Here is a 23,775-nt window from a genome sequence, read left to right as displayed (position 1 = left end):
GGGGAGTTCTGTCGAGTTAAAACCAGGTTCTGTCACGATCGCGATCACGGGTATTTGCGCAGGTCAGGTGGCCTGCCGGGGAGTTCTGTCAGTTCTGTCAGCGGGTTGGGGGTTCTGTCAGGTCCGGCGGGTGATGCGGGGGTGGGTCTCGTAGCGGGGGGAGGGCGGCCGGCCGCCGCGGCCGTTGCGCGGGGGCGGGGGCTGCTGGCGGACCCAGCCGTGTTCCTCCAGGAGGGTCAGAGCGGGGTCGAGGTCGGCGATGGCGGGGAAGTCCGCGCGGGGCAGGGCCCGGAACAGGTCGCGTTTGGAGAACGTGCCGGGGGCGGTGGTCTGGAGGTGGGTCAGGACGGTGTGGGCGGCGTGGTGGGCGGGGTCGGCGCTCATGGCGTCGAAGACGTCGAGGGCGTGGGCGGTGAAGTAGTCGCCGATCTCCGTGGCCGCGGCCAGGGTCGCGGCCTCGATCGGCCGGTGCCAGCCGTCCTCGGGATGGGTGGCCAGGTGGAGGAGGGCGGCGATCCGGGCGACGGCCCCGTCCCTTTTGGAGGCCCACTTCACGATGGACGCGTACGTGCCGCCCTTGCCGAGCCGGGACTCGGTCACCGCCTGGTAGGCGAGCATGACCCGGTCGGCTTCCGGGGTGAGGGTCAGAATCGCGGGCTCGGTCCATCCAGCGAGGGCGAGCGTGATCCCGCCGAGGCGGCGCGCGTACTCCGCGGCCGTCTCCTCGTCCAGCAGGGCGGGTGACAGGTCCCTGCTGCCGACCAGGGACAGGGGCTTGGAGTACAGGAAGCGGGCGAGGAGGCCGCGGCCGTCGGCACCGTCGATCCGGGCGAGGGAGTCGAGGACTTCGGGCTGGATGGCCAGGCCGACGGTGACGGCGGGGTCGTCGACGTGCTGGGCGCCGCGGCTCTGCCGGTTGACGCGGAGCATGTCTCCGGCGTGGCCCTTGAGGAACATGCCCATGTTGGGCTTGCCGCTGTAGCGGCCGGCGATGATGTCGAACAGCTCACCCTCCGCGGACAGGCAGGCGATGCGGCCGTTCTGCTCGTCCAGGAGCGTCCCGATCGTCTCGGGGGTCGCGTCGTCCGCAACGAGCTGCGGGACAGCCGGGACGCGCATCTTCGCCGCCTCCTGCGCAAGGGCCACGGCTTCAGCGGTGAGCTCGTCCCTCTTGCCAGGCTCGGCTGCAGCAGCCTTCTGGGTGGCTCGCTCGGCCGCGGACTTGGCGAGGGCTGCCCTGGTCTCCGCCTCCGCCATCACTGGTCCGGCCGCCTCCACGAGCACCCCCTCCGCGGCCAGCAGGGGGCGGACCATGAGGCCGAACACGGCGGACTTGCGGTTGCCGGGGTCCAGGGCGATCGCGGTGAAGATGTTCACCGGCTCGCTCCAGTTCCCGCGCACGCACACCTGCACCCGACCGCCGGCCGCGGTGGACATGACCGCCAAGGCCAGGCATCCGGCGAGGTCAACGGGCGTCTGCGTCTCCTCAGCCACGCCCTTGGCCATGTCGCGCAGCCAGGCGGGCAGGGCATGGGCGGGGAAGATGGGCAGGACGGGCCGGGCGCGGACGGGGACGGGTTCGTCCCAGGCGGGCCCGGTGATGTCCTGCGGGTCGAGGGCCTCGAAACCCTCCCACAGATCACTCTCAGCGGCGCTCATGCGGCCTCCCTCCCTTCCAGGTTCGTGTTGAGCAGCGGGCAGAGGGTGCGGTGCTGGACGTGGTCGTCGATCAGGGCGAGCGCGCGCGTCTGGCCTGCAGCGAACAGGTCCCGTCCGCACGCGCACCACGACCGGACGGACGGCGTGACGCCGCGACCGGGGGCGACGATGTGGAGCCAGGCGACCGGCCGGCGCCCGTCGTCGGCGCGCGGGTCAGGGCGAACAGATGAATGGACGCCTTCGGCGACGACCTTCAGCGCTCCACTGCCGTCGCGGGGCAGGGTCGGTTCGGCGGGGCTAGGCCTGGCGGGGCGGGATGTGGAGCCTTCCAAGGGGGGATGGGGGTGGGTGGTCATGCCGTTTCCCGGGTGCGGACGGTGCGGGCGGAGCTGTCGAGGGCGCTGCGGATCGTGGCGCGGCACTCGGCCACGGTGAGTCCGCGGTCCTCCCCCGCCGCTTGGAAGGCCTCCTCAACCTCCTCGCGGGGGAGGTCGCCCCACGCAACGAAGCGCCCCACCTTGAAGGCGCTGCGGTTGAGCGTGTTGTTCGCCTGCTTCGCCGGCGCCTGCCGGACGACGTCGCACTCGGCGGCCAGTGCTGCGCGGGCCGCGGTGCCGGTGCGGACCGCTCCCGGCATCCGGATGCAGAGCGGGCGTGGCGCCGGGGGCTGGAGGAGCGCCATCAGCCATGTGGGGAGTTCCGCAACAGGCGAGTTGTCGGTGACCTTGTAGGTACCAGCTGCTGTGGTGCTGCCGGGGGCGACGACGTATCCGCCGTGGGCGCGGGTGTCGATGAGCGGGGCCAGTTTGCCCGCCGTGTTCCCGAGCCGGATGCCATCTGGTGCGGTGAAGTACAGGTGGGTTCCGCCGGAGGGAGTTCGCACGGTGAGGGTGGCCGGGACGGGTTGCCCGGCGCGCTCGCAGAGCGCCAACAGGTTGTCCGCGCCGCCAGGCGCCTCCTCGCTGCTGTCGGGCTTGGGCATGTCGAGGTCGACCACGACCAGCCCGGCGGGGCCGGTGGCGAGGCCGATGTTGTACGGCTTGTGGTTCCAGCACCGGGTGATGGCGGTCTGGTCGGTGGTGGCGCGCTGCTCCCACTTCACGTGCCCGTCGCCGCAGGCACCAGTGAGGGGGCAGCGCTCCTGGCGGTGCAGCGCGGGGGCCTTCGAGCCAGGGCGGAGCGGGAAGACGGGCCAGCCGCGGGAGGCTAAGGCGAGCGCGTCGGCCAGGAGTTGGGCACGGCTGTCTCGCCGGATGGGGGTGGGTTGGGTCATGCTGGAGGCCTCCAGTTGCTGTCAGCGTGCTGGGATGAGGGCGGCCCCGGACTTTGCCGAGACGGGGGCCGCCCTTTTCGTGTGGTCAGAACGGGGGTTCGTCGGTGTACGCGGCGCCCCAGGGGTCCGTGCTGTCGTGGCGGCGCCGGGGAAGGCGCGGGAGCGGAAGCAGGACCCTGCGGCGGGTTTCGTCCCAGCAGTGGCAGGGGTCCCACTCGGTGCCCGCGTACTCGCCGGTCTCGTAGTCGCCGTAGTCGCGGTTCTGGCCGCCCTCGCCCCGGCAGTCGGTGCAGGCGGGGCGAGGAGTGTCGGTCAGGATCAAGGCCGGACGGGGCCAGGTGGTGTGTCGGATGCGGAGTCGCACGGTTCTCCTTCAGCGGTTGTTGAGGGTGCCGCTGGCCTTTCCGAACAGGCCGGTCGCGGTGATGTTCTGCGTGACGTGCTGCACCGGCCCGCGACGGTGCGTGCGGCTGCTGCCGGTGCGCAGGAGGAGGGGTGCGAGGGCGCCGGCGGCAATGAGGGCGACGGCAGCCCAGAGGGCTTCGGTCATGGCGATCAGTCCCGGGGCGGCGTAGGAGATCCCGAACCCGGCCGCGGCGATCCCGCCGCCCACGGTCGGGGCGAGGAGAGCTGTGGTCTTGGCCCACACCGGCACCGGCAGCGCGGCCACGGGTGCGGACGCGGGGGCGGCGGTGGGGTGGGTGTAGGCGAGGGTGCGATAGCCGCCGGGGAGGGTCACCATCTCGACTCCGGGCGGCAGTTCGGCGGGCAGCATCACCGGCTGCTGGATCGCGGTCGGGTAGAGGATCGGGTCGCCGTAGCGGCTTGCGGGGGTGGTGCTCGTGCGGCTGGGTTCATGCACGACGGGGCTCCCTCGTGAGCGCGGGGGACCACACCTAAACGTCAAGGTGTGGTCTCCGCGGGGCTTGTCGTCTGGCTTGTCGCGTCGCTTGTCGCCTGCTTGTCGTGTGGCTTGTCGCTTGTCTTGTCTTGTCGCTTGTCGCCTCCCAGGTCAGACACCCTTTCCAAGCCCTCGGGAGGGCCCGGAGCGGGTTTCTGTCGGGGCGGGCGCAAGCGACAAGGTCAGTCCTCGGCGGGTGCCTCGGGGGCGTGGCGGCGGTGGACGTAGCGGGTCTTGGTGCCGGTCCCGATCCGTACGGCTTCGCCTTCCTCGGCCCAGGCCTTGAGCCATCCGGCGACGGTCTGGCGGGTGGTCCCGTACCGGTCGAGGTCCCGGGCGATCGCGGAGGCGCCGGTACCGGCGGGACCCGCGGCGATCAGGAGAGTCAGGGCGGCCTGCTGGGCGTCGTTGTCCTCGGCGCGGTGCGCGGACAGGTTCAGCCCCGGCCGCACCGGCGCCTGCGTCTCCGGGTCTCCGGGTTCGGGGGTGGTGGCGAACTGGGCGTCGATCTCCCGCCGGAACTGCTCGGCGAGCGCGTCCTCATCCACAGCGGCCGGTGCCGCCTGACCGGTGCGGTGGGCGGAGAGGTTCAGTCCCCTGCCCGCCGGCGCGGTCCCGGCCGGGGCCGGGGTGACCTCGTCGGGGTCGGTGTGCTGGTGTTCGGTGATCCAGGCGGTGCGGGTGGCATCCCAGCGGCGGGCGTAGTCGGGGCCGGCGGCCTTGGCGGAGACGGCGTCGAGGTACGGGTGCCGGTCCGAGGTCGCGTGGACGATGTCGCGGATCTGGTTCGGCAGGATCCGCCACGTCCCGAACAGCGCGGCGGGGGACTCGGGCGTGCCCATGAACCCGCTGCCCTTGTAGGGGGCCTGCTCGATCCGCAGGCCCTGCGCGCCGGGGAACAGCTTGGCCAGGTCCATGCCCTCCGTTGCCCCGCCGGTGAGGGCGACGCGGGTTTTGGCCTCGCGGCGGATCATCAGGTCACCCAGGATGGAGCTGGTCGCGCCGAGGGCGGTCAGGACGGTGCGGATGCCCATCGCGCGGAGCATCCGGATCACTTCGAGGATCTTCTTGGCCAGCTCGCGGGTCTTCATGTCCCGGCTGATCAGGATCTCGGCGCCCTCGTCGATCAGGAGCATGATCTGCGGGAGGTCGTGGCTGATGGGCAGCAGGTCGGTGTTCGCCTTGGCCATGAGGTCCTGGTAGGCGCGCTTGCGGTAGTCCCCGATCCGCAGGGCGGCATCGAGCATCTTCAGGGCTTCCTCGTGGGTGGAGGCGAGCCAGTCGATTCCCGGCCGCACCACCTTCTGGCCGTCGGCCGGCTCCATAGCGGGCCGGAGCCACGGCAGGCCGGCCGATCCGGCGTTGAGGTCGATGACCCAGGTCAGGATGTCCTCGGCGCGGGCGAACCCGGCCAGGATCACGTGGACCATGTTCGTCTTCCCGGATCCGGTCGGCCCGACCACGAGCGCGCACTGCTCGCGCAGGTACGCGCAGATCTCTTCGGCGTTGGTGCGGTACCCCCAGGGGATCCCGGTGTGGATCGACAGGGCGCTGTACTCGGAGGGGTACGGGACTTCGGCGGCCAGCACGTTGACCGTGGTCACGTCGATCAGGACGCGGCCCTGGTCGATGCCCGGGGAGGCGGCGGCGGTGCAGCCGTGCGGCAGCCTGGCATCCGCCGACAGGCGGGCGTTCTCGCGGGCGATCCGGTCGTAGGTGGTGCCGCCCTCGGGGAGTTCGGCGTCGATGGTGAAGCCGGTGTTCGTGGGCCACATCTCGACCGCGACCACCCGCAGCGTGATTCCGCAGACCCGCTGGACCCGGTCCACCCACTCCGCGGCGATCGCCCTCCGCCCGGCGGACAGTTCCCGGGCCACCTGACGCTCTGCGGCCGCGATGGCCTCCAGCTCGCGGGCCTCCTCATACAGGCCGACGGAGCGGGCCGCGGCGCCCATGCCGACGCCGATCACGGCGAGGGAGCCCAGCGCGGTCCAGGTGAGGGGGTTGGTGGCGAGGGCCCAGGTGGTCCAGCCGGAGCCGAGGAGCCAGGACGCGGCCCGGGCGCTAATGGTGCGGGCTGCGAGCTTCTGCCGCAGGCCGGTGGCGGTGTGGCCGATCGCGCCGACCGTGCCGACGGCGAGCGCCCAGGTGGGCGGCATGTGGGCGATGGTGCCGACAGTGGCGACCGCATAGGCGCCGGTGGTGGCGGACAGGGCGCCGGTGATGGGTCCGTGTCCGGCCGCCCAGTCCAGCGCCAGGCCCTCGTGCTTGACGGTGTGGGAGGCGGTCATCAGACGTTCCAGCCCTTCTCGGCGTCGGGGCCGTTGCGGGGGTCCTCGTGGCGGGCGATGTCCTGCTCGTGGGCCTGCCGGAACGCGGGCCCCAGGTCCTCGGCAACGGCCGTGGCGGAGTTGAGGGCGCCGTAGATGTCGGAGAAGCCGTCCGCGATGGACTTCTCCAGCGGGAACTCGGAGTCGGAGCGCTCCGCGAGGATCTGCATGATGTTCGCGATCGAGGCGAGGGCCTCGGGCAGGCCTTCGACCATGGCGAGGATCTCCATGGCGCTCTCCGGCTCGTAGGACTGCGCGGCCTGCTCCATCTCGGCGGCCAGCTCCTCAAACCGGAACCCGGAAACGTTGCTCACGGCTACTCCTTGACGGGTGGGAGGTGCGGGAACATGCGTGGTGGGACGGGCGGCCCGGTCCCCGACCGTGTCGCTGTCGGTGTCCTGGTCGCGTTCGGCGTCCGCCTGCTCCACAGCGGCCCGCTCGTCGTCTTCGAGCTGCTGGCGGATGTCCGCGTCCCGGTCCTCACGCTCTGCGCGGGCCCGCCCGAGGAGGAACCGGTAGAGGCGCCGGCCGGGATTCATCAGCCAGGCCCACCCGAGCTTCCGCCCGAGCCGCGTGGTGACCATCCCGAGAGCGCCCAGCAGTCCGCCGAGAACGGCGGCGACCGCGCGGCGGGCCTGGAAGCGTGCGGCGGAGCGGCGCAGGGCCTTCCGCGCGGCTTTCCGGGCGGGGGCTTTGAGCTGCGCGGTCCGCTTGCGGTGCGCCGTCTCCCGCACCCCCAGTTGCCCTGCGGCGACTGACCGGCTCGCGCTGCGGTCCCGGGCCTTGCGCCCGGCGGCGACAGCCCTGTCGCGTACCGCGGCCGCGGTGCCCATCGCCTTGGCCAGCGTGCGGGCGGCCGCACCGCGCGCCTTCCCGCCCCCGCCGCCGCCTGCTCCGCGGCTGGCACCGGTGCGGGGCTTGGTGGGGGCGGGGTTGCGGGTGGCGGCCTTCGCGGCCCGCCGTGTGTCTGCGACCTGCCGGCGGGCCTGCACCGCGGCCGTACGGGCAGCGGCGCGGGTCGGCGTCTGCGCCTTGGCCTGCTGACGCAGCGCCTGCACCTGTCCGGCGCGGCCACCGGCCAGAGCGCCCGCGGCGTGTGCCGCGCGCTGCCGGGCCGACAGCCTGTTGGCCTTCCCGGCCGAGCCGGACCGGTGTCCTGCAGGACTCCCGGCCGTGCGGTGCCGGGCCTGCCCGCCGGATGTCTTGCGGGATCCGGCGCCGCCCCGGCCGCCCGAGCGGGATCCGCTCTGCGGCTGGGAAGGGATCCGGCCCAAGAGGCCACGCCCCCCGCTCCCGCTCGCCGTCCGGCCGGTGGCCGGGGCTGGCTTGCCGTTCGGGGTCTTCTTCTTGGCTTTCGTGGTGCGTTGGCGGGCGGCGGCGACGCCGAGGACGGCGGCCCCGGTCATCGCCACGGCCGCGGCGACCGGGCCACCGGCCAGGGCGGCCGTGGCCAACAGGCCCGCGGCGGTGTTCGTGCCGGACAGGGACAGCGGCACCACGGGGAAGCCCCCGGCGGTGTGCTCAACGCCCTTGGCCAATGCGGTCGTACCGGCCTCGGGCGGGGCAGGGGTCGGGGTGGATTCTTGGGGTGGAGCCTGCGGTTCGGTGACGGTGTCGGTCATGCTGAACGTGCTCCTTCACGGGAGAAGAGGGCCCGGCCGACGCTGTAGGAGGCTGGCGGCCGGGCCCTTGCTGAGTGGTTCAGGCGACGCGCTGTTCATCGGGGTACGTACACGGGACGCACATGCCGAGCGAGGACGGGATGACGTACCCCGCATCGAGGCGGCAGGTCGGACAGGTCCGGCGGGCGGTGTTCGCCTTGGCCAAGGCGGCCCGGCGGGCCGGGGTCATCGGACGCACCGGCCGCGCGAGGTCGATCCGGTAGAGGTAGGCGACGAGCGGGCCCCGCCGGCGGCGGGGCCGCTCCACCTGCGCGGCCACGTCCTGGCCGCCGGGGCGGAGCCCCAGGGCGCGGAGCTGCCGGCGGGTGGCCAGCCCATCGGGGGCCAGGCGCCAGCGGTAGGCGGGAAGGGTGCTCATCGGGTGAGGGCCGGTGCGGCAGCGGTGCCGTTGTCGCGGTGTTCCTGGTAGCGGGCGGAAGCCCAGCCGACAGACCAGCCGGACAGCTCAGCCGCGACCCGCACCGGGACCCCGGCGGCGAACGCGGCGGCCACGGTGGCGCGGGCCTGCTCCTCCGGCAGCTTCACCGGCGGCGGCCCGGCGGCCAGCAGCGCGGCGCGTTCACGCTCGATCCGCTCCTGTGCACGGCGTTCACGCTCGGCCCGCTGCTGAACCTCCAACTCGCGCTGCTGGGCGGCCTGGCGTTCAAGGCGTTCACGCTCGGCCTGCTGCTGTTCACGGATCTGTTCACGGCGTTCAGCCGCTTCCCGCTCCGCCCTCTCGGAAGCCTCGGCCCGCTCCGCTTCTTCGCGGCGGATGCGGTCCTGCCGGTCGGCTTCCTCGCGGGCCAACCGCTCCTCGTGTTCACGCTGTTCACAGGCGATGGCCGCCTCATGCTCGCGCTGTTCACGAGCGGCCCGGAGCCGGTTCTCCTCCCGCTCCGCCGCCGCCCGTTCCCGGGCGTCCTGCTCGGCGCGCTTGCGGGCCTCCACGGCCAGGACAGCCGCGGTCAGGGCCCGCCGGTAGGCGAGGCCCGCTTCCGCGGTGACGATGAGGAGCAGGGGTGCGACAGAGTGCACGGCGACCCCGACGAGGTCTCCGGCCAGCGCGGATACGCCGATGTTGAGGGCGAGGGTCATGGTGCCGGTCATCCACCGCAGCGCCACCGGCCAGGGACCGCCGTGCCCGCCGAGGCGGGCCAGGACGGAGTCGAGGCGGACCACGATCACCACCGCGGCGTCGACAACGAGCGGCAGGATCGGGGCCGTCCAGCGCCACTCGGCGGGCGTGTGGTCGGCCATGAGCGGGGTGACGGTGAGGACGGAGTAGAGCATCGCCCCGCCGACGATCAACCACGTCCCGACCGACAGAGCCCGCTCGGATGAACGGATCTGAACACGGTTCACGGTCCGACCTCCGCCCGTGAACGCGCCTCATCGACGGTGGGGATCGTGGCGTAACCGACCAGCTTCACGATCCCGCCGGAGTAGCTGGTCTCGGCCTTCAGGACGCGGGTGCGGCCACCGCTCTGAACACCGTGCGACACCTTCCCGAGCGAGATCCCCAGGGCCTCACACCACGTCTCGAACCCTTCGAGGTCGTCGTGGAAGGCGAGCTCCAAAACGTTGGGGTAGACCGTGGACACCGACACGGACGGCGCCGGCAGGTGCCGGTATACGTCGGCGAAGATGCGCAGCGCCATCAACGGAGCGCCCAGGGCCGAGAGAGGGATCGGAGTGGTCATGCGGCACCACCCGACATGCTCGCCGCGGCCGCCGCGGCGGCGGCCTGGTTCAGCAGCACCCGGCGGACCGCCAGCTTCTTGCGCCGGGCCCGGCGGATCCGCCGCTCGTCCAGCTCGGACGGCGTCCGGTCCAGCACGGCAATCTCCGCGTCGAGCAGGTCGACGTCCGCCAGGATCAGCGGCATCTCCCACTCGATCGCGTCCAGCTCCGCAGCCGACGGCTCCAAGCCGTCCGACCACGGGGTAACGAGGTTCTGAAGTGCAGCGATGGTCTTCACGGGTCTTGCTCCTTCGGTAGAGGAACGGGACCCAACAGCAGCCCCCGGCGTTCCCGCGCCGGGGGCTGCACTGCGTTGGGATGAAGCGGAAGAACTCCGGCTCCCCTCGACTCCGCCCGTACGGCCAAGGGCCGGACGGGCGGAGGAGGCAACCGGCCGCAGCACAAGCCGCGGATGGTCGAGTGCGCGAACCTCAGCCGCGCTGACCGCCTTTTCAGCTACAGGAGGCGGTAACCACACTGTTCAGATTTCAAGGACCGGCAACTATTCGATGAGCGCGGCAACCCTGATCGGGCTCCCGTCGAGACGGGACTCACCAAGTGCTGATAGGCGCGGTTCATGGCAGAGCTCCCCGAAGCGACCTGACCAACCTGGCTAGCCCGGTTCGGATGGGAATAACGTAGCCATCCTGGCTAGCCACGTCAACACCTGACTGTCTTGGCTGTCCTAATCCGCAGAGGAGGCCGTAGCATCGACGGCATGACGTTCACGCCTGAACCCCTGGACCCGGACGACGATCGGCCGCCGTACGAGCAGGTAGCGAGCAGTCTCGGCGCAGCGATTCGGACCCGAAAGTTGGGGCCCGGAGACAAGATCCCCTCGCAGAAGGAGCTGACGGAGGCGTACGGATTCGCCCGAGCCACGATCCAGCGCGCCCTCCGCGAGCTGGAAGACGAGGGGCTGATCGTCTCCCGCAAGGGCAGCGGCGTGTACGTCCGGAACCGCACCGAACGGCCGGCGGGCCTCCGCCCATACGTGGAGCAGGCTTTCGCCAGCCAGACCGTGTCGATCGACTTCGCAGGGTTCTCCAGTGAAACGCTGCACGGGGCGCTTCAGGAACCGATCGACAAGATCCGCATCGGGCGTCTGACCCCGTCAAGCATCAACATCCGCATCCTGGTGCCGGACATGTCAGTCCCCCAGGCTGCACCTGTCAGGCGCGAGGATGGCGCCGACGACCCGCGTCTCCGAGCCCGTATGCACGACATGATGGTCAGCTTCACCAGAAGCATCGCCAACACGATGCATGAGCTCAGCGTGCTAGGGCTGGTCAGTGAGGCGAAGGTCAGCGTTCGCGTTCACAGCGGGACGCAGTTCTTCAAGCTCTACGTAATCAACCAGGAAGACGCCTTCTTCGGGTACTACCCGATCCGGCCGAACAAGGTCGTCACCCAGGGCGAACCCATAGAGATTTACGACCTGGTGGGGGCCGACGCCACCCTGTTCCACTACTCGCTGAACGAGGGCGAGTCGTCCAGTGGCGCTCAGCAGGTGAATCAGGCGCGCATGTGGTTCGACAGCGTCTGGGACACCATCGGAAGGGACTTTGACCCGGATGGGAAGTAGCACCCTCGCGGAAGTCCTCGGAGTCACCCGAGCAGTCCTGTTCGACTTTGACGGGCCTATCTGCGACGTATTCGCGGGGAGTCCGGCCCCTGATGTCGCACGCCATCTTGCTGAGACCCTGGCAGGGTACGACGCGGCTCTAGGCAGCAAGGCTCGCGACACTGACGACCCGATGGAGATCCTCCGCCTCTCCCCGCAAGGTGGAGAGCCCGCCCTGCGAGCGATCGAGGAGGAACTGACCAAGGCCGAGGTGACAGCCGTCAAGCTGGCAGGGCCGCCCGTCCCAGGCGCCGTGGCCGCTCTCGAAGCGGCCCGCTCCTCGGGCCGGAAAGTCGCCATCGTCAGCAACAACTCGACGGCATGTGTGCGTGCCTTCCTCATACTGCACGGGCTTCGTCATCTCGTGGACGCGGTTGTGGGGCGCGCACCGTACTGGCCGGACGCGATGAAGCCCGATCCCCACTCATTGTTGCTGGCAGCCAGCCAGCTACAAACGCACCCTCATCACTGCACCCTCATCGGCGACTCAGTGACGGACGTGGAGGCCGCGAAGGCCGCCGGCGGCCCCTCCATCGGCTTCGCAAACAAGCCGGGCAAGGCGAGCGCGTTGAGCGATGCAGGCGCAGACGTGATCATCACCGCGATGTCCACCATGGCTGACGAGCTGAGCTCGCCTTAGGCCCGCCGCGGACGACCGCTGGCCAACGTGTGACCAGAGCCTCGAAGCTGCTGGGAGAAAGCTGGGAGAAAATCTTCTCCCGATGCCTTCCGCGTCCCTGGCCAGACCGACGCACCCCAAGGGCTTGACCTGCGCATACACATCCAAGGCCATGTTTGGATCTTGGGTGGACCTCATTCGGGACGAAGAGGTCGTGGGTTCAAATCCCGCCACCCCGACTTCGTAAGACCAGGTGAGAGCCGGTGCAGAGCAATCTGCACCGGCTCTCTCTGCGTGTGGGTGACTAACTGAGTGATACGCCTTCGGTGCGGTCCTGAGATCTCGTGGAGCGGAGCGCCCCGGAGCGATCGCGGCGGACCGGCGTCAGAACGGGCGGGGCTGCATGGGCTGTGGGGCGGCGGGCGGGCTTTCGAAGACGCATGCCGGCACCGGGCCGGCGGTCGCCCGTACCGACACGGGCGTGGGCGGTTCCGTCGGCAGCTCGACGTGGACGGTCACGGGGTGGTCGGCGCGCGTCGTGGCGTGGCCCGTCTCCTTGCCGTCGACGAGCACCTCGACGACGGCGGTGTGGCCCGTCTGGACTGTGGCACTGACCGAGTGCCCGGCATGGTCGATGTGGAAGTGATGGCGCCGCCTCATGAGACCGCCTCCCGCCGGGACCCCCTCATGGACAAGGGTAGCCAGCGGAGCCGGGCTCGGCCCGGGAGAGCGCGGGGCCGCGCGCTAGGGAGCGTCGAGGGCGGAGAGTTCGGTGCGCGCCAGGGTGAGGAAGGCCGTGGACGGGCCGGCCTCCACGGCGTGCTGCGCGGCCAGTGCGTCGAGGTGGTCCAGTACCGCGCCGACGCTGGTGAAGGGGCCGACCGGGCGGAGCAGCCAGAGGCGGCCCCGGGGGCGGGGCGGGAGCCCGAGGTCGTTGAGGGCCGCGTCGGCTTCCTGGTCGAGGTCGTGCAGGTCGGGTTCGGCGAGCGGGGCGCACTCCACGCCGGTGATGTGGCCGTGGCCGTCGAGCGAGGTGTCCACCGCCCAGTGCGTGGAACGGTCGGGGATCCAGGTACGGGCCGCCGGGGGCCATACGTACGGGAGGAACACCCAGCGCAGGTCCTCGGGCGCGGGCTCCCAGCCGAGCACCTCCAGCTCCCGGATCTCGGGCAGCCGGTCCGGCTCCAGTTCGCTGCGGCCGGTGCGGCGCAGTGCGAGCGGGTGCGGTGTTCCGTCCTCGTCCCACGACATGCGGGCACGCTATCCGACGCGGTCGCGGATGTGCGTGACCTCGGCCCCGACCCCGCACCCGGCCTTCACGCCCCCAGAGGGTTGGCCGCGATGCGGGCCGCCGCGCCGCTCGCGACGTAGGCGGCGGCCGCGCAGTCGGGCTTGCGCTTCGCCTGGTCCTCGACCAGGGCGGTGAAGGCGGCGCCGAAGCCGGCCCGGGGGTGGGCGGCGAGCAGGGCGGCCGTGAAGGCCGGGTCGAACTCGGAGAGGCGCAGGCCCGAGACGTCGGCGCTCGTGCCGACCTGCAGGAGGTGGCTCTCGACGTCCTCGGCCGCGGTGACGTCGTCCCTCATGTGCAGGACGATCACCTCTTCGGCGCGGGCCCGGCGGGCCGCCGGCCAGCCCAGGCCCGCCGTCAGGACGCGCGCGACGTGGCCGCCGGCCTCCTCGAAGGGGAGGGTGTGGCTGTCGAAGGGCGCGGTCAGGCCCAGGTCGTGGAGGAGGGCCGCCACGTAGAAGAGCTCCTCGTCGTACGCGAGGCCGTGCTGGTGCGCGTACTGCGCGCCGAAGGCGTAGGAGCGTACGGAGTGGTTCAGCAGCGCCGGGTCCGCGTACTCCGAGGCGATCTGCAGGGCGGTACGGGCCGCGTTGGTGTCAAGGATCCATGTCATGGGGCGTCAGCGTAGGCGGCGGCTGAAGTCCACCTCGGACGGGGCCTCCCCCGGCCAGTTCAGCCGGGCCGGCGCGGGCGGGGTCTCGGCGAGGACGGAGCCGCGCGAGACGACGTACCGGGGCCGGACCTGACGGCGGATCGCCTCCTCGGGCGACGGCGCCGGGAGCAGGACGAAGGAGGCGGGGGCGCCCTCCGTGATGCCGTACTCGGCGTCCGACAGGCCCAGGACGCGCGCCGCACGGTCCGTCACCATCGAGAAGGCCAGGGGGATCTCGTCCGCGCCGGTGAGCTGGGCGGCGTACAGCCCGACGAGGGCGGTCTGCAGCGGGTTGGCGGTGCCGAGGGCGTTCCAGGGGTCCATCACGTCATCGTGGCCGAAGGCCACGTTGACCCCGGCGGCCAGCATCTCCTTGACCTGGGTCAGGCCGCGCCGCTTGGGGTAGGCGTCGAAGCGGCCCTGGAGGTTGAGGTTGGCGAAGGGGTTGGCGACCAGGTTGATGCCCGAACGGGACAGCAGGCGCTGGAGTTTGAAGCTGTACGCGCCGTTGTAGGAGCCCATGGCCGTCGTGTGCGAGGCGGTGGCGCGTTCGCGCAGGCCCGAGCGCAGGGCCAGCGTGGCCAGCACCTCCACGAAACGGGACTGTTCGTCGTCGATCTCGTCGCAGTGCGCGTCCACCCGCAGCCCGTGCTCCTCGGCCAGCGCGAAGGCCGTCTTCAAGGAGGCCACCCCGTCCTCGCGGGTGTCCTCGAAGTGCGGGATCGCTCCGACCACGTCCGCCCCGCGGGCCACCGCCTCCCGCAGCAGCGCCTCGCCGTCCGGGAAGGAGGCGATGCCCTCCTGCGGGAAGGCGACGATCTGCAGGGTCATGACCTCCCGCACCCGGTCGCGCACTTCGAGCAGCGCATCGAGGGCGGTGAGGGCCGGGTCGGTGACGTCGCAGTGCGTGCGCACGTGCAGCACGCCCTGGGCCGCCTGCCAGCGCAGCACCTCGGTCGCCCGCGCGATCACGTCCTCACGGGTCAGGGTCCGCTTGCGCTCGCTCCAGCAGGCGATGCCCTCCCAGAGGGTGCCGGAGGCGTTGGGGCGCGGCTCCCCGGCGGTCAGCGCCGTGTCGAGGTGGATGTGCGGCTCGACGAAGGGCGGGCTGAGCAGGGCGCCGTGGGCCTCGACGAGGATGCCGGTGGCCGGCGGTTCCTTCTGGTCGTCGTGCGGGATCACGCGCGCGATCCGGCCGTCCTCCGCGACCTCGACGTCGGACAGGCCTGAGGTGTGCAGCAGCCGGGCGCCCCGGACGATCATCCGCATGGCGCCAGCCTACGGACCCGCGCGGGGCCGCGGACTCAGCCGCGCTTGGCCTGGGCCTTCTGCTGCATGCCGCGCGTCTTCGCGGCGGACGACTGCATGTCCCTGGCCGCGGCCTTGGCACGGGCCTCGGCGGCCGTGTTCTTCGCCAGCGCGCGCTCGGAGTCCTGGTGGATGTGGTGGCCGGTGTGCGCCTTCTTGGCCATGATCGTTCCTCCTTGGGCTACGGGTTCCACTCTGCGCCCGTTCGGAGCAGTCGGCATCCCGGGGACCACTGCGGCCACAATGGGCGCATGACCAGCGACAGCGAGATCACCCCCGAGACGCCCGACTGGGAGAAGCGGTTCCGGGCACCGCGCGTCGGGCTGCCCGACTGGGCCGAGGACGCCCCGGACCGTTCGCTCTTCGTCTCCAACGCGACCGGAACCTTCGAGCTCTACGCCTGGGACCGCGCCACCGGCGTCCAGCGGCAGGCCACCGACCGCCCGAACGGAACCACCGACGGCGCCCTCTCCCCCGACGGCGAGTGGATCTGGTGGTTCTCCGACACGGACGGCGACGAGTTCGGCACCTGGGTGCGCCAGCCCTTCGGGGGCGGCCCGGACGAGCCGGCCACGCCCGGCCTGGAGCCCTCCTACCCCGCCGGTCTGGCCATCGGCCGCGACGGCACCGCGGTCGTCGGGCGCTCCACGGACGAGGAGGGCTCCACGGTCCACGTGGTCCGCCCGGACGGATCCGCGCCCACCGTGATCTACCGGCACCGGGAGTCGGCCGGCGTGGGCGACCTGTCCCACGACGGGACGCTCGTGGCCGTCGAGCACACCGAGCACGGCGACGCGATGCACTCCTCCCTGCGCGTGCTGACCCTCGACGGGTCCACCGTCGCCGAGCTGGACGACTCCCGCGGCGGCACGCAGGAGCTCGGCCTTGAGGTCCTCGGCTTCGCGCCGGTCGCGGGCGACACCCGCCTCCTCGTCGGCCACCAGCGGCGCGGCCGCTGGGAGCCGATGGTGTGGGACGTGGCCACCGGCGCCGAGCAGGAGCTCGCGATCGACCTGCCGGGCGACGTCAGCGCCGAGTGGTACCCGGACGGGTCCGCGCTGCTGGTCGCGCACGGCTTCGAGGCGCGCAGCGAGCTGTGGCGCTACGACCTGGCCGCGCGGGAGCTCGTACGGGTGGACACGCCGCCGGGGACGGTGTCGGGGGCCGGCGCGCGGCCCGACGGGACCGTGGAGTACCTGTGGTCCTCGGCCGCCGAGCCCTCGACCGTACGGTCCACCGCGGGCGGGGTCGTCCTGGACCCTCCCGGCTCCAAGGCCCCCGGGTCGGTGCCGGTGGAGGACGTCTGGGTGGAGGGCCCGGGCGGACGGATCCACGCGCTCGCGCAGCGGCCGGCCGGCCACGGCGAGGGCCCCTTCCCGACGATCTTCGAGATCCACGGCGGGCCGACCTGGCACGACAGCGACGCCTTCGCGGCGACCCCGGCGGCCTGGCTGGACCACGGCTTCGCGGTCGTGCGGGTCAACTACCGCGGCTCGACGGGCTACGGCCGCGCGTGGACGGACGCCCTCAAGCACCGGGTCGGCCTGATCGAGCTGGAGGACATCGCGGCGGTCCGGGAGTGGGCGGTGGCCTCCGGCCTCGCGGACCCGGCGCGCCTCGTGCTCTCGGGCGGTTCCTGGGGCGGGTACCTGACGCTGCTGGGCCTGGGCACGCAGCCCGACGCCTGGGCGGTGGGCCTGGCCGCCGTACCGGTCGCGGACTACGTGACGGCGTACCACGACGAGATGGAGGCGCTGAAGGCCCTGGACCGCACCCTCTTCGGCGGTACCCCGGAGGAGGTCCCGGACCGCTTCGAGGTCTCCTCGCCGCTCACCTACGCCGACGCGGTGAAGGCTCCCGTCCACATCGCGGCGGGCGTCAACGACCCGCGCTGCCCGATCCGGCAGATCGACAACTACGTGGACCGGCTCGTGGCACGCGGCGCGGAGCACGAGGTGTACCGGTACGACGCCGGGCACGGCTCGCTGGTCGTGGAGGAGCGGATCAAGCAGGTCCGGATGGAGCTGGAGTTCGCGCTGAAGCACCTGCCCCGCTAGTCCCGCTCCGGTGCACCCCCCGTACGGTGGTGGGGTGCACCGGTTTCTCCTGACCCCGCGCTGGTGGGGGATCAACGTCTTCGTCGCGCTCGCCGTCCCCTTCTGCCTGTTCATGGGGTCCTGGCAGCTCGGCCGGTTCGAGGACCGCGTCGACAGCCACCGGGAGGCGACGGCCGAGCGGCCCGCCGGCCAGGTGGCCGAGCCCCTGGACTCGCTGCTTCCGGTGGACACGAACACCTCCGGACGGCTGGCTTCCACGGCCGGGGAGTACGCCGATCAGATGCTGGTGCCGGAGCGGCGGCTCGACGGTGAGTCCGGTTTCTACGTGCTGACCCTGCTGAAGACCGACTCCGGCATGGCCGTCCCGGTGGTCCGGGGCTGGCTGCCGGGCGCGGCGGACCCGGCGAAGGCCCCGGCCCCGCCGACCGGCCGGGTCGAGGTCACCGGCGCCCTGCAGTCCTCGGAGAACTCCGGCACGAAGGGGGTCCACTCCCAGGGCGGCCTGCCGGCCGGGCAGCTCGGGGTGATCGGGGCAGCCTCGCTCGTCAACATCGTCCCGTACGACCTGTACGACGCCTGGCTGACCGTGCAGACCCCGGCGGACGGGATGGTTCCGGTGCCGGCGCAGGCGCCGACCAACACCGGGCTCGACCTGAAGGCCTTCCAGAACCTCGGCTACACCGGCGAGTGGTTCGTCTTCGTCGCCTTCGTGCTCTTCATGTGGTTCCGGCTCTACCGCCGCGAGGTGGAGACCATCCGCGACACCGAGGCGGGTCTGCTCGAACCCGCCGCGTAGGGCGGGCCCACCCGGCCACCGGCCGGGCTACTTGGCGACCGGGATCGCACCCGTCCGGTAGACCGTTCCGCCGCAGGCCTCGGGAAGCGTCGTCCGCGTGGCCGAGGACCCCGGCTGCGGGGTGTGCGAGACCGAGACGCCCGACGCCGCCGGGGGCGCTCCCGTCTGCGGCTCGGTGGCCGCCCCTTGCGCCGGGGCGCCCGAGCTGCCCGCGGAGCCGGTCTGCGGCGGCTTCCCTCCCGCGTCCGGGTTCGTCGGCGTACAGGCCTCCCCCGACGGCACCCACGCGAAGCGGACCTCGTACGCCGTGTTCGGCGGCAGCACCAGCACCGCGGCCTCCGCCGACGGATCGGGCAGCAGTCCGCTCGCCGGGTCCCCCGCCGTGTGGCCGACCACCGCGACCGAGGAGCCCTGGCCGGCCGGCGCACCGGGCGCCGGGGCCGCCGAGACGGCGTCCTGGCCGGTGACGGCGCAGCCCTGCGCGGAGACGTTGGTGACCCGGAAGCTGCCGTACACCCGGCCGTCGGTCTCCGGGGCGCGGGCCGAGCCCACCACCCCGAGCTGGTCCGCACCGCACCCGGGCACGCCCGGCGCGGCCACCGGGGGCATCGGGCCCGAGCCCGCCGCCGAACCGGACGTGCCGGCGGACGCGCCCGCGCCGCCGGTGCCCGAGGGGCCCGCCGTCAGACCGCCCACGGGGGAACCGCCCAGGGTGGCGTCCGGCTGCCCGGTGGCGCCGCCCACGGCCGGGGCGCCGCTGGAGGACCGGTTGGACCTCGGCTGGTTCCCGGATCCGTTCTGGTGCGGGTCGGACCCGACCGCGCCCGGCTTGTCGCCGGTGTGCTCGCCGTGCCCGGCCATGGCCGCGTGGTCCGTGGCCGTGCCCTCGCGGCCCGCCAGGTGCATGAGGGCCGGGATCGCCGTACCGGCGAGCAGGGCCACCGCGGCCGCGCCGACCAGGGCCTGGCGCTTGCGGGCCCGGCGCGCGGGGACGGCGTGCCGCAGCCGCTCCAGCGCGTCCGCGGAGGGCTGCAGGCCCTCGACGGCCCCGTGGAACAGGCCTCTCAGCGCCTCTTCCTCGCTCGCTCCGCCCGGCTGGGTGTGGTCGTCCATCATGACTGCGCAGCCTCCATCGCCACCCGCAGCGCGGCAATGCCCCGCGATCCGTACGCCTTGACCGAGCCGAGCGATATCCCGAGCGTCTCGGCGACCTGGGCCTCCGTCATGTCCGCGAAGTAGCGCAGCACCAGCACCTCGCGCTGACGGCGCTGGAGTCCGCGCATCGCCTTGATCAGATCGTCCCGCTCCAGCTGGTCGTACGCGCCCTCCTCGGCGCTCGCCATGTCCGGCATCGGCTTCGACAGCAGCTTGAGGCCGAGGATGCGCCGGCGCAGGGCGGAGCGCGAGAGGTTCACGACGGTCTGGCGCAGGTACGCCAGGGTCTTCTCCCGGTCGCGCACCCGGTTGCGCGCCGAGTGCACGCGGATGAACGCCTCCTGGACCACGTCCTCGCAGGAGGCGGTGTCGTCGAGGAGCAGGGCGGCCAGGCCGAGCAGGGAGCGGTAGTGCGCCTGGTAGGTCGCCGTGAGGTGGTCGACGGTGGTCCCGGCCACCACTTCGACCGTCATCTCGGCCGTCGCCTCGGCCGTCGCCTCGGCCGTCACCTCGGTCATCGTCTCCGAGGTCGCTTCGTCCGTCGTCTCCGACGTCGCTTCGGCCGTCGCCTCGGCCGGCTCGCTCCGGCTGCTCCCCGCCGCCTCAGCGCTGTCGCGCGGCGGGGGCACGAGACCGCCCGGGATCGGTGCGGCGGTCAGTACGGGCGCCTCGGAGGGCCCCGCCGGCGGGACGGGCACGATCACGGGGAGACCGCCGCCGGACGCACGGAAACCCCGGCGCGACGGGATGATCCCGAGGGGCGCCGGGAGGAGGGTCGATTCGAGCAGTGCCTCTGCCACGCCTGTAGGACACGCGTCCCCCCGTCAGGGTTGTACGCGCGAGGCAGCCTCACCAGCCATATCCTCGTTGCCCTCATGCGTACCCGATCTTCCCGATTTGCCCCGTCTTATCGAGACGGCAGTCGGGCCATCACCTTGATCAAGGGATCAGCACCGATCCTACAAAGCGAATTACGCAAATTCACCTGCGATCAGTTCCGCGATCAGCGTGGCGTTCAGAGCGGCGCCCCTGCGGAGGTTGTCGGCGCACACGAAGAACTCCAGGGCGCGGGGGTCGTCGAGCGAGGCCCGCACCCGCCCCACCCAGGCCGGATCCGTCCCGGCGGCGTCCGCGGGGGTGGGGAACTCCCCCGCCGCGGGATCGTCCACGAGCACCACGCCGGGCGCGGCCTCCAGGACCACCCGGGCGTCCGGGGCCCCCACCTCGTTCTCGAACCGGGCCAGCACGGTCAGCGAATGCCCGGTGAGCACCGGCACCTGGACGCAGGTCACCGACACCGGGAGCCGCTCCAGCTGCAGGATCCGGCGGGTCTGCGCCCGTACCGCCAGCTCGTGCGAGGACCAGCCGTCCTCGCGCAGCTCTCCGGACCAGGGCACGACATTGAGGGCGAGGGGACCGGCGAAGGGGCCGGTGTCCTCGCCCACGGCACGGCGGACGTCCCCGGTCTGCTCCCCGAGGGAGGTCCCGGCGACCAGCGAGAGCTGGCGGCGCAACGCCTCGGAGCCGGACCGGCCCGCGGCGCTCGCCGCCTGGTACGAGGAGACCACCAGCCCGGTGAGGGAGTACTCGGCGTGCAGCGCGCCCAGGGCCGCGATCATGGCGGCCGTCACGCAGTCCGGGGCGGCGACGATCCCGCGCGGGCGGATCCGTACGGCGTGCCCGTTGACCTCGGGCGCCACGAGCGGGACCTCGGGGTCCGCCCGGAAGGCGGCGGACTGGTCGACGACGACCGCACCGCGCGCGGTGACGACGGGCGCCCACCGGGCCGAGACTTCGGCCGGGGTCAGGAAGAGTGCGACGTCGCCGGGACCGAAGCCGTCGAAGGCGTCCTCGGTGAGGGCGAGCACCTCGGTCTCCTCCGCGCGGACGGCCAGCGTGCGGCCGGCCGAGCGCGCGGAGGCGATCAGGCGGATGTCGCCCCAGACGTCCGCCCGCTGGGACAGGATCTGGAGCAGGACCGAACCGACCGCTCCGGTCGCCCCGACCACGGCGAGCGCCGGGGCGGAGGACCGGGTCTCGGTCATCGTCCGGTGCCTCCGTAGACGACTGCTTCGTCGCTGTCGGAGTCGAGGCCGAAGGCCGTGTGCACGGCGCGGACGGCCTCGTTGACGTCGTCCTGGCGGGTGACGACCGAGATGCGGATCTCGGAGGTGGAGATCAGCTCGATGTTGACGCCCGCGTCGGACAGCGCCTGGAAGAAGGAGGCGGTGACGCCCGGGTTCGTCTTCATGCCGGCGCCGACCAGGGAGATCTTGCCGATCTGGTCGTCGTAGCGCAGGGAGTCGAAGCCGATCGCGCCCTTCGCCTTCTCCAGGGCGTCGATGGCCTTGTGGCCCTCGGTCTTGGGGAGCGTGAAGGAGATGTCGGTGAGGCCCGTCGAGGCCGCCGATACGTTCTGCACGATCATGTCGATGTTGATCTCGGCGTCCGCGATGGCGCGGAAGATCGCCGCGGCCTCGCCCGGCTTGTCCGGGACGCCGACGACCGTGATCTTGGCTTCGGAGACGTCGTGAGCGACTCCGGAGATGATGGCGTGCTCCACCTGCTCGTCCCCTTGCGGATTCTCGTTGCTGACCCAGGTGCCCGGCAGTCCCGAGAAGGACGACCGGACGTGGATCGGGATGTTGTATCGGCGTGCGTACTCGACACAGCGGTGCAGCAGCACCTTGGAACCGGAAGCGGCGAGCTCCAGCATGTCCTCGGAGGAGATCCAGTCGATCTTCTTCGCCTTCTTCACGACGCGGGGGTCCGCGGTGAAGACGCCGTCGACGTCGGTGTAGATCTCGCAGACCTCGGCGTCCAGCGCCGCGGCGAGCGCGACGGCCGTGGTGTCCGAGCCGCCTCGGCCGAGGGTGGTGATGTCCTTGGAGTCCGCGGACACGCCCTGGAAGCCGGCGACGATGGCGATGTTGCCCTCGTCCAGCGCGGTGCGGATACGGCCCGGCGTGACATCGATGATGCGCGCTTTGTTGTGGACCGAGTCGGTGATCACACCTGCCTGGCTACCGGTGAACGACTGGGCCTCGTGGCCCAGGTTTTTGATCGCCATGGCCAGCAGGGCCATGGCGATCCGCTCTCCGGCGGTCAGCAGCATGTCGAATTCGCGCCCGGCAGGCATGGGTGAAACCTGCTCGGCGAGATCGATCAGCTCGTCCGTCGTGTCGCCCATCGCGGAAACCACGACGACCACCTGGTGGCCGTTCTTCTTGGCATCCACGATCCGCTTGGCGACACGCTTGATGCCTTCGGCATCGGCTACGGAGGAGCCTCCGTACTTCTGCACGACAAGGCCCACGTGCGCTCCTCGCTCAGTCCGTCTCATTGCTGGTGCAGTGTAACGAGCGACCGGGATCCGACCGCTTCGTACCACATCATGAGACGAAAAGATCAAAGAATGGGTTCCCTCGCCGGACGCTCAACCTCGCCGGGCGCTCATTTGCGGCCGAGGCCGCCGAGCTCCTCCGCCATCACCCGTCCCGCCTGCTCCGCGAGGTCGTCCTCGGTCATGTCCTCGTCCGTGTCCAGGCCGTCCAGGGCCTCCAGCGGCTGGTTCAGCCGCACGTGCGAGATCAGCGACTGGAGGGCGCGCAGGGTGGCCGAGGCCGTCGGGCCCCAGTTGGTGAAGTACGAGAACTGCCACCACCACAGCGCCTCCGTGATGCGGCCCGACTGGTGGTGGATGAGCCCGTGCCGCAGGTCGGCGACCACGTCGGCCAGGTCGTCGGAGATCCGGTGGGCCACCGGGGCCTTGCGCGGCTCGTACGGGTCGAAGACCTCGGAGTAGACGTCGACCGGCTCGAGCATGACCGCGAACCGCTCGCGCAGGTCGTCCACGTCCGGCTCCGGGCCGAGGTCGGGCTCGTAACGCTCGTCCGGCAGCACGTCCTGGTACGCGCCCAGCCGGCCGCCCGCCAGCAGCAGCTGGGACACCTCCAGGAGGAGGAAGGGCACCGCGCTGTCCGGGTCCTCCCCCTTGGCCACCTCGGTGACCGCAACGATGAACGACTCGATCTGGTCCGCGATCGAGGCGGCGAAGTCGTCCGGATCCTGGCCGATGGCGTGCAGCGTTGCGTCAGACATCGAGAAGTCGCCTTCCTTCAAAGGCCCGCCCGAGCGTGACCTCGTCCGCGTACTCCAGATCTCCCCCGACGGGGAGCCCGCTGGCCAGGCGGGTGACCTTGAGGCCCATGGGCTTGATCATGCGGGCGAGGTAGGTGGCGGTCGCCTCGCCCTCCAGGTTCGGGTCGGTGGCGAGGATCAGCTCGGTCACCTCGCCGTCCGCCAGACGCGCCAGCAGCTCGCGGATGCGCAGGTCGTCCGGGCCGACGCCCTCGATCGGGCTGATCGCGCCGCCGAGGACGTGGTACTTGCCCCGGAACTCACGCGTCCGCTCGATCGCGACGACGTCCTTCGGCTCCTCGACGACACAGATGACCGTGAGGTCGCGGCGCGGATCGCGGCAGATGTTGCACCGCTCCTCCTGCGCCACGTTCCCGCACACCGCGCAGAACCGGACCTTGTCCTTGACCTCCAGCAGCGCGTGCGCGAGGCGGCGGACGTCGGTGGGCTCGGCCTGCAGGATGTGGAAGGCGATCCGCTGCGCGCTCTTGGGCCCGACGCCGGGCAGCCTGCCCAGTTCGTCGATCAGGTCCTGAACCACGCCTTCGTACAACGGACTGCCTTCTCTC

Annotated in this window: 26 protein-coding genes; 4 read left to right on the top strand and 22 right to left on the bottom strand. The window is 71.9% G+C overall.

Going from position 1 to position 23,775, the window contains the following annotated elements; translation table 11 throughout:
- Positions 1-117: 117 nt before the first annotated feature.
- From ACIPYQ_RS30975 to ACIPYQ_RS30925, 11 genes are all read right to left on the bottom strand, one after another.
- Positions 118-1,659 (bottom strand): YfjI family protein, encoded by a 1,542-nt coding sequence (locus ACIPYQ_RS30975; RefSeq protein ID WP_401257223.1) that lies wholly within the window; start codon positions 1,657-1,659, stop codon positions 118-120.
- Entirely contained in the window at positions 1,656-2,015 is a 360-nt protein-coding gene (locus tag ACIPYQ_RS30970; RefSeq protein WP_401257221.1) for a hypothetical protein, read from the bottom strand. Before ACIPYQ_RS30970 ends, ACIPYQ_RS30975 begins: the two co-directional genes overlap by 4 nt.
- Entirely contained in the window at positions 2,012-2,932 is a 921-nt protein-coding gene (locus tag ACIPYQ_RS30965) for a bifunctional DNA primase/polymerase (RefSeq protein WP_401257219.1), read from the bottom strand. Before ACIPYQ_RS30965 ends, ACIPYQ_RS30970 begins: the two co-directional genes overlap by 4 nt.
- Positions 2,933-3,017: 85 nt before the next feature.
- The gene (locus ACIPYQ_RS30960) at positions 3,018-3,296 is read right to left on the bottom strand and encodes a hypothetical protein (RefSeq protein WP_401257217.1); all 279 of its coding nucleotides are present in this window, start codon (positions 3,294-3,296) and stop codon (positions 3,018-3,020) included.
- Positions 3,297-3,305: 9 nt separating this feature from the next.
- Positions 3,306-3,794 carry a hypothetical protein gene (locus ACIPYQ_RS30955; RefSeq protein ID WP_401257215.1) on the bottom strand — a complete coding sequence of 163 codons (489 nt, stop codon included), beginning with the start codon at positions 3,792-3,794 and terminating at the stop codon, positions 3,306-3,308.
- Between the two features lie 221 nt (positions 3,795-4,015).
- Positions 4,016-6,124, bottom strand: coding sequence for a hypothetical protein (locus ACIPYQ_RS30950; protein ID WP_401257213.1), 2,109 nt, complete (start codon positions 6,122-6,124; stop codon positions 4,016-4,018).
- Positions 6,124-7,785 (bottom strand): hypothetical protein, encoded by a 1,662-nt coding sequence (locus ACIPYQ_RS30945; protein ID WP_401257211.1) that lies wholly within the window; start codon positions 7,783-7,785, stop codon positions 6,124-6,126. The genes ACIPYQ_RS30950 and ACIPYQ_RS30945 overlap by 1 nt, the downstream gene beginning before the upstream one ends.
- A gap of 79 nt (positions 7,786-7,864) precedes the next feature.
- Positions 7,865-8,203 (bottom strand): RRQRL motif-containing zinc-binding protein, encoded by a 339-nt coding sequence (locus ACIPYQ_RS30940; protein ID WP_401257209.1) that lies wholly within the window; start codon positions 8,201-8,203, stop codon positions 7,865-7,867.
- The gene (locus ACIPYQ_RS30935) at positions 8,200-9,189 is read right to left on the bottom strand and encodes a DUF2637 domain-containing protein (RefSeq protein ID WP_401257207.1); all 990 of its coding nucleotides are present in this window, start codon (positions 9,187-9,189) and stop codon (positions 8,200-8,202) included. Before ACIPYQ_RS30935 ends, ACIPYQ_RS30940 begins: the two co-directional genes overlap by 4 nt.
- Positions 9,186-9,527 carry a hypothetical protein gene (locus tag ACIPYQ_RS30930; RefSeq protein WP_401257206.1) on the bottom strand — a complete coding sequence of 114 codons (342 nt, stop codon included), beginning with the start codon at positions 9,525-9,527 and terminating at the stop codon, positions 9,186-9,188. Before ACIPYQ_RS30930 ends, ACIPYQ_RS30935 begins: the two co-directional genes overlap by 4 nt.
- Positions 9,524-9,805 (bottom strand): DUF6284 family protein, encoded by a 282-nt coding sequence (locus ACIPYQ_RS30925; RefSeq protein WP_401257204.1) that lies wholly within the window; start codon positions 9,803-9,805, stop codon positions 9,524-9,526. Before ACIPYQ_RS30925 ends, ACIPYQ_RS30930 begins: the two co-directional genes overlap by 4 nt.
- Before the next feature lie 480 nt (positions 9,806-10,285).
- On the opposite strand from ACIPYQ_RS30925, the gene ACIPYQ_RS30920 reads away from it, so the two are divergent.
- Positions 10,286-11,152 (top strand): GntR family transcriptional regulator, encoded by an 867-nt coding sequence (locus ACIPYQ_RS30920; RefSeq protein WP_401257203.1) that lies wholly within the window; start codon positions 10,286-10,288, stop codon positions 11,150-11,152.
- Positions 11,142-11,831: an HAD family hydrolase gene (locus ACIPYQ_RS30915; RefSeq protein WP_401257201.1), complete on the top strand. Its 690-nt coding sequence runs from the start codon at positions 11,142-11,144 to the stop codon at positions 11,829-11,831. The genes ACIPYQ_RS30920 and ACIPYQ_RS30915 overlap by 11 nt, the downstream gene beginning before the upstream one ends.
- Before the next feature lie 363 nt (positions 11,832-12,194).
- On the opposite strand, the gene ACIPYQ_RS30910 is transcribed toward ACIPYQ_RS30915, so the two are convergent.
- The 5 genes from ACIPYQ_RS30910 to ACIPYQ_RS30890 form a co-directional block, all read right to left on the bottom strand.
- A complete protein-coding gene (locus ACIPYQ_RS30910; protein WP_361752369.1) occupies positions 12,195-12,470 on the bottom strand; it encodes a hypothetical protein in 276 nt (91 codons plus the stop codon).
- 84 nt (positions 12,471-12,554) lie between these two features.
- Complete coding sequence (locus ACIPYQ_RS30905; protein ID WP_401257198.1) at positions 12,555-13,061, bottom strand: DUF5956 family protein; 507 nt, start codon at positions 13,059-13,061, stop codon at positions 12,555-12,557.
- A gap of 65 nt (positions 13,062-13,126) precedes the next feature.
- A complete protein-coding gene (locus tag ACIPYQ_RS30900) occupies positions 13,127-13,711 on the bottom strand; it encodes an HD domain-containing protein (RefSeq protein ID WP_401257197.1) in 585 nt (194 codons plus the stop codon).
- Between the two features lie 6 nt (positions 13,712-13,717).
- Positions 13,718-15,019 (bottom strand): cytosine deaminase, encoded by a 1,302-nt coding sequence (codA, locus tag ACIPYQ_RS30895; protein ID WP_401257195.1) that lies wholly within the window; start codon positions 15,017-15,019, stop codon positions 13,718-13,720.
- A 35-nt stretch (positions 15,020-15,054) separates the two neighbouring features.
- On the bottom strand, positions 15,055-15,222 hold the full coding sequence (locus ACIPYQ_RS30890; RefSeq protein WP_361752361.1) for a hypothetical protein: 168 nt from the start codon (positions 15,220-15,222) through the stop codon (positions 15,055-15,057).
- Between the two features lie 87 nt (positions 15,223-15,309).
- Between ACIPYQ_RS30890 and ACIPYQ_RS30885 the strand changes: the two genes are divergently transcribed.
- Together ACIPYQ_RS30885 and ACIPYQ_RS30880 are read left to right on the top strand one after the other, a co-directional pair.
- On the top strand, positions 15,310-17,115 hold the full coding sequence (locus ACIPYQ_RS30885; RefSeq protein ID WP_401257193.1) for a prolyl oligopeptidase family serine peptidase: 1,806 nt from the start codon (positions 15,310-15,312) through the stop codon (positions 17,113-17,115).
- Between the two features lie 34 nt (positions 17,116-17,149).
- Positions 17,150-17,911: an SURF1 family protein gene (locus tag ACIPYQ_RS30880; protein ID WP_401257191.1), complete on the top strand. Its 762-nt coding sequence runs from the start codon at positions 17,150-17,152 to the stop codon at positions 17,909-17,911.
- Between the two features lie 27 nt (positions 17,912-17,938).
- Here ACIPYQ_RS30880 and ACIPYQ_RS30875 read toward each other — a convergent pair whose 3' ends face one another.
- From ACIPYQ_RS30875 to recR, 6 genes are all read right to left on the bottom strand, one after another.
- Complete coding sequence (locus ACIPYQ_RS30875; protein ID WP_361752355.1) at positions 17,939-19,027, bottom strand: hypothetical protein; 1,089 nt, start codon at positions 19,025-19,027, stop codon at positions 17,939-17,941.
- The gene (locus tag ACIPYQ_RS30870) at positions 19,024-19,764 is read right to left on the bottom strand and encodes a SigE family RNA polymerase sigma factor (RefSeq protein ID WP_401257439.1); all 741 of its coding nucleotides are present in this window, start codon (positions 19,762-19,764) and stop codon (positions 19,024-19,026) included. The genes ACIPYQ_RS30875 and ACIPYQ_RS30870 overlap by 4 nt, the downstream gene beginning before the upstream one ends.
- A gap of 273 nt (positions 19,765-20,037) precedes the next feature.
- The gene (locus ACIPYQ_RS30865; protein ID WP_361752353.1) at positions 20,038-21,111 is read right to left on the bottom strand and encodes an aspartate-semialdehyde dehydrogenase; all 1,074 of its coding nucleotides are present in this window, start codon (positions 21,109-21,111) and stop codon (positions 20,038-20,040) included.
- Positions 21,108-22,382, bottom strand: coding sequence for an aspartate kinase (locus ACIPYQ_RS30860; RefSeq protein ID WP_401257188.1), 1,275 nt, complete (start codon positions 22,380-22,382; stop codon positions 21,108-21,110). Before ACIPYQ_RS30860 ends, ACIPYQ_RS30865 begins: the two co-directional genes overlap by 4 nt.
- Positions 22,383-22,519: 137 nt before the next feature.
- Complete coding sequence (locus ACIPYQ_RS30855; protein WP_361752350.1) at positions 22,520-23,167, bottom strand: DUF5063 domain-containing protein; 648 nt, start codon at positions 23,165-23,167, stop codon at positions 22,520-22,522.
- Positions 23,160-23,759, bottom strand: a complete 600-nt coding sequence (recR, locus tag ACIPYQ_RS30850) for a recombination mediator RecR (RefSeq protein ID WP_030709293.1) — start codon at positions 23,757-23,759, stop codon at positions 23,160-23,162. Before recR ends, ACIPYQ_RS30855 begins: the two co-directional genes overlap by 8 nt.
- Positions 23,760-23,775: the final 16 nt, after the last annotated feature.

The organism is Streptomyces sp. NPDC090045 (assembly GCF_044747975.1).
In the GTDB taxonomy this organism is placed as follows: Bacteria; Actinomycetota; Actinomycetes; order Streptomycetales; family Streptomycetaceae; genus Streptomyces.
The sequence above is the reverse complement of the archived record's forward strand: the minus strand, read 5'-3'. Positions and strand labels throughout refer to the sequence as shown.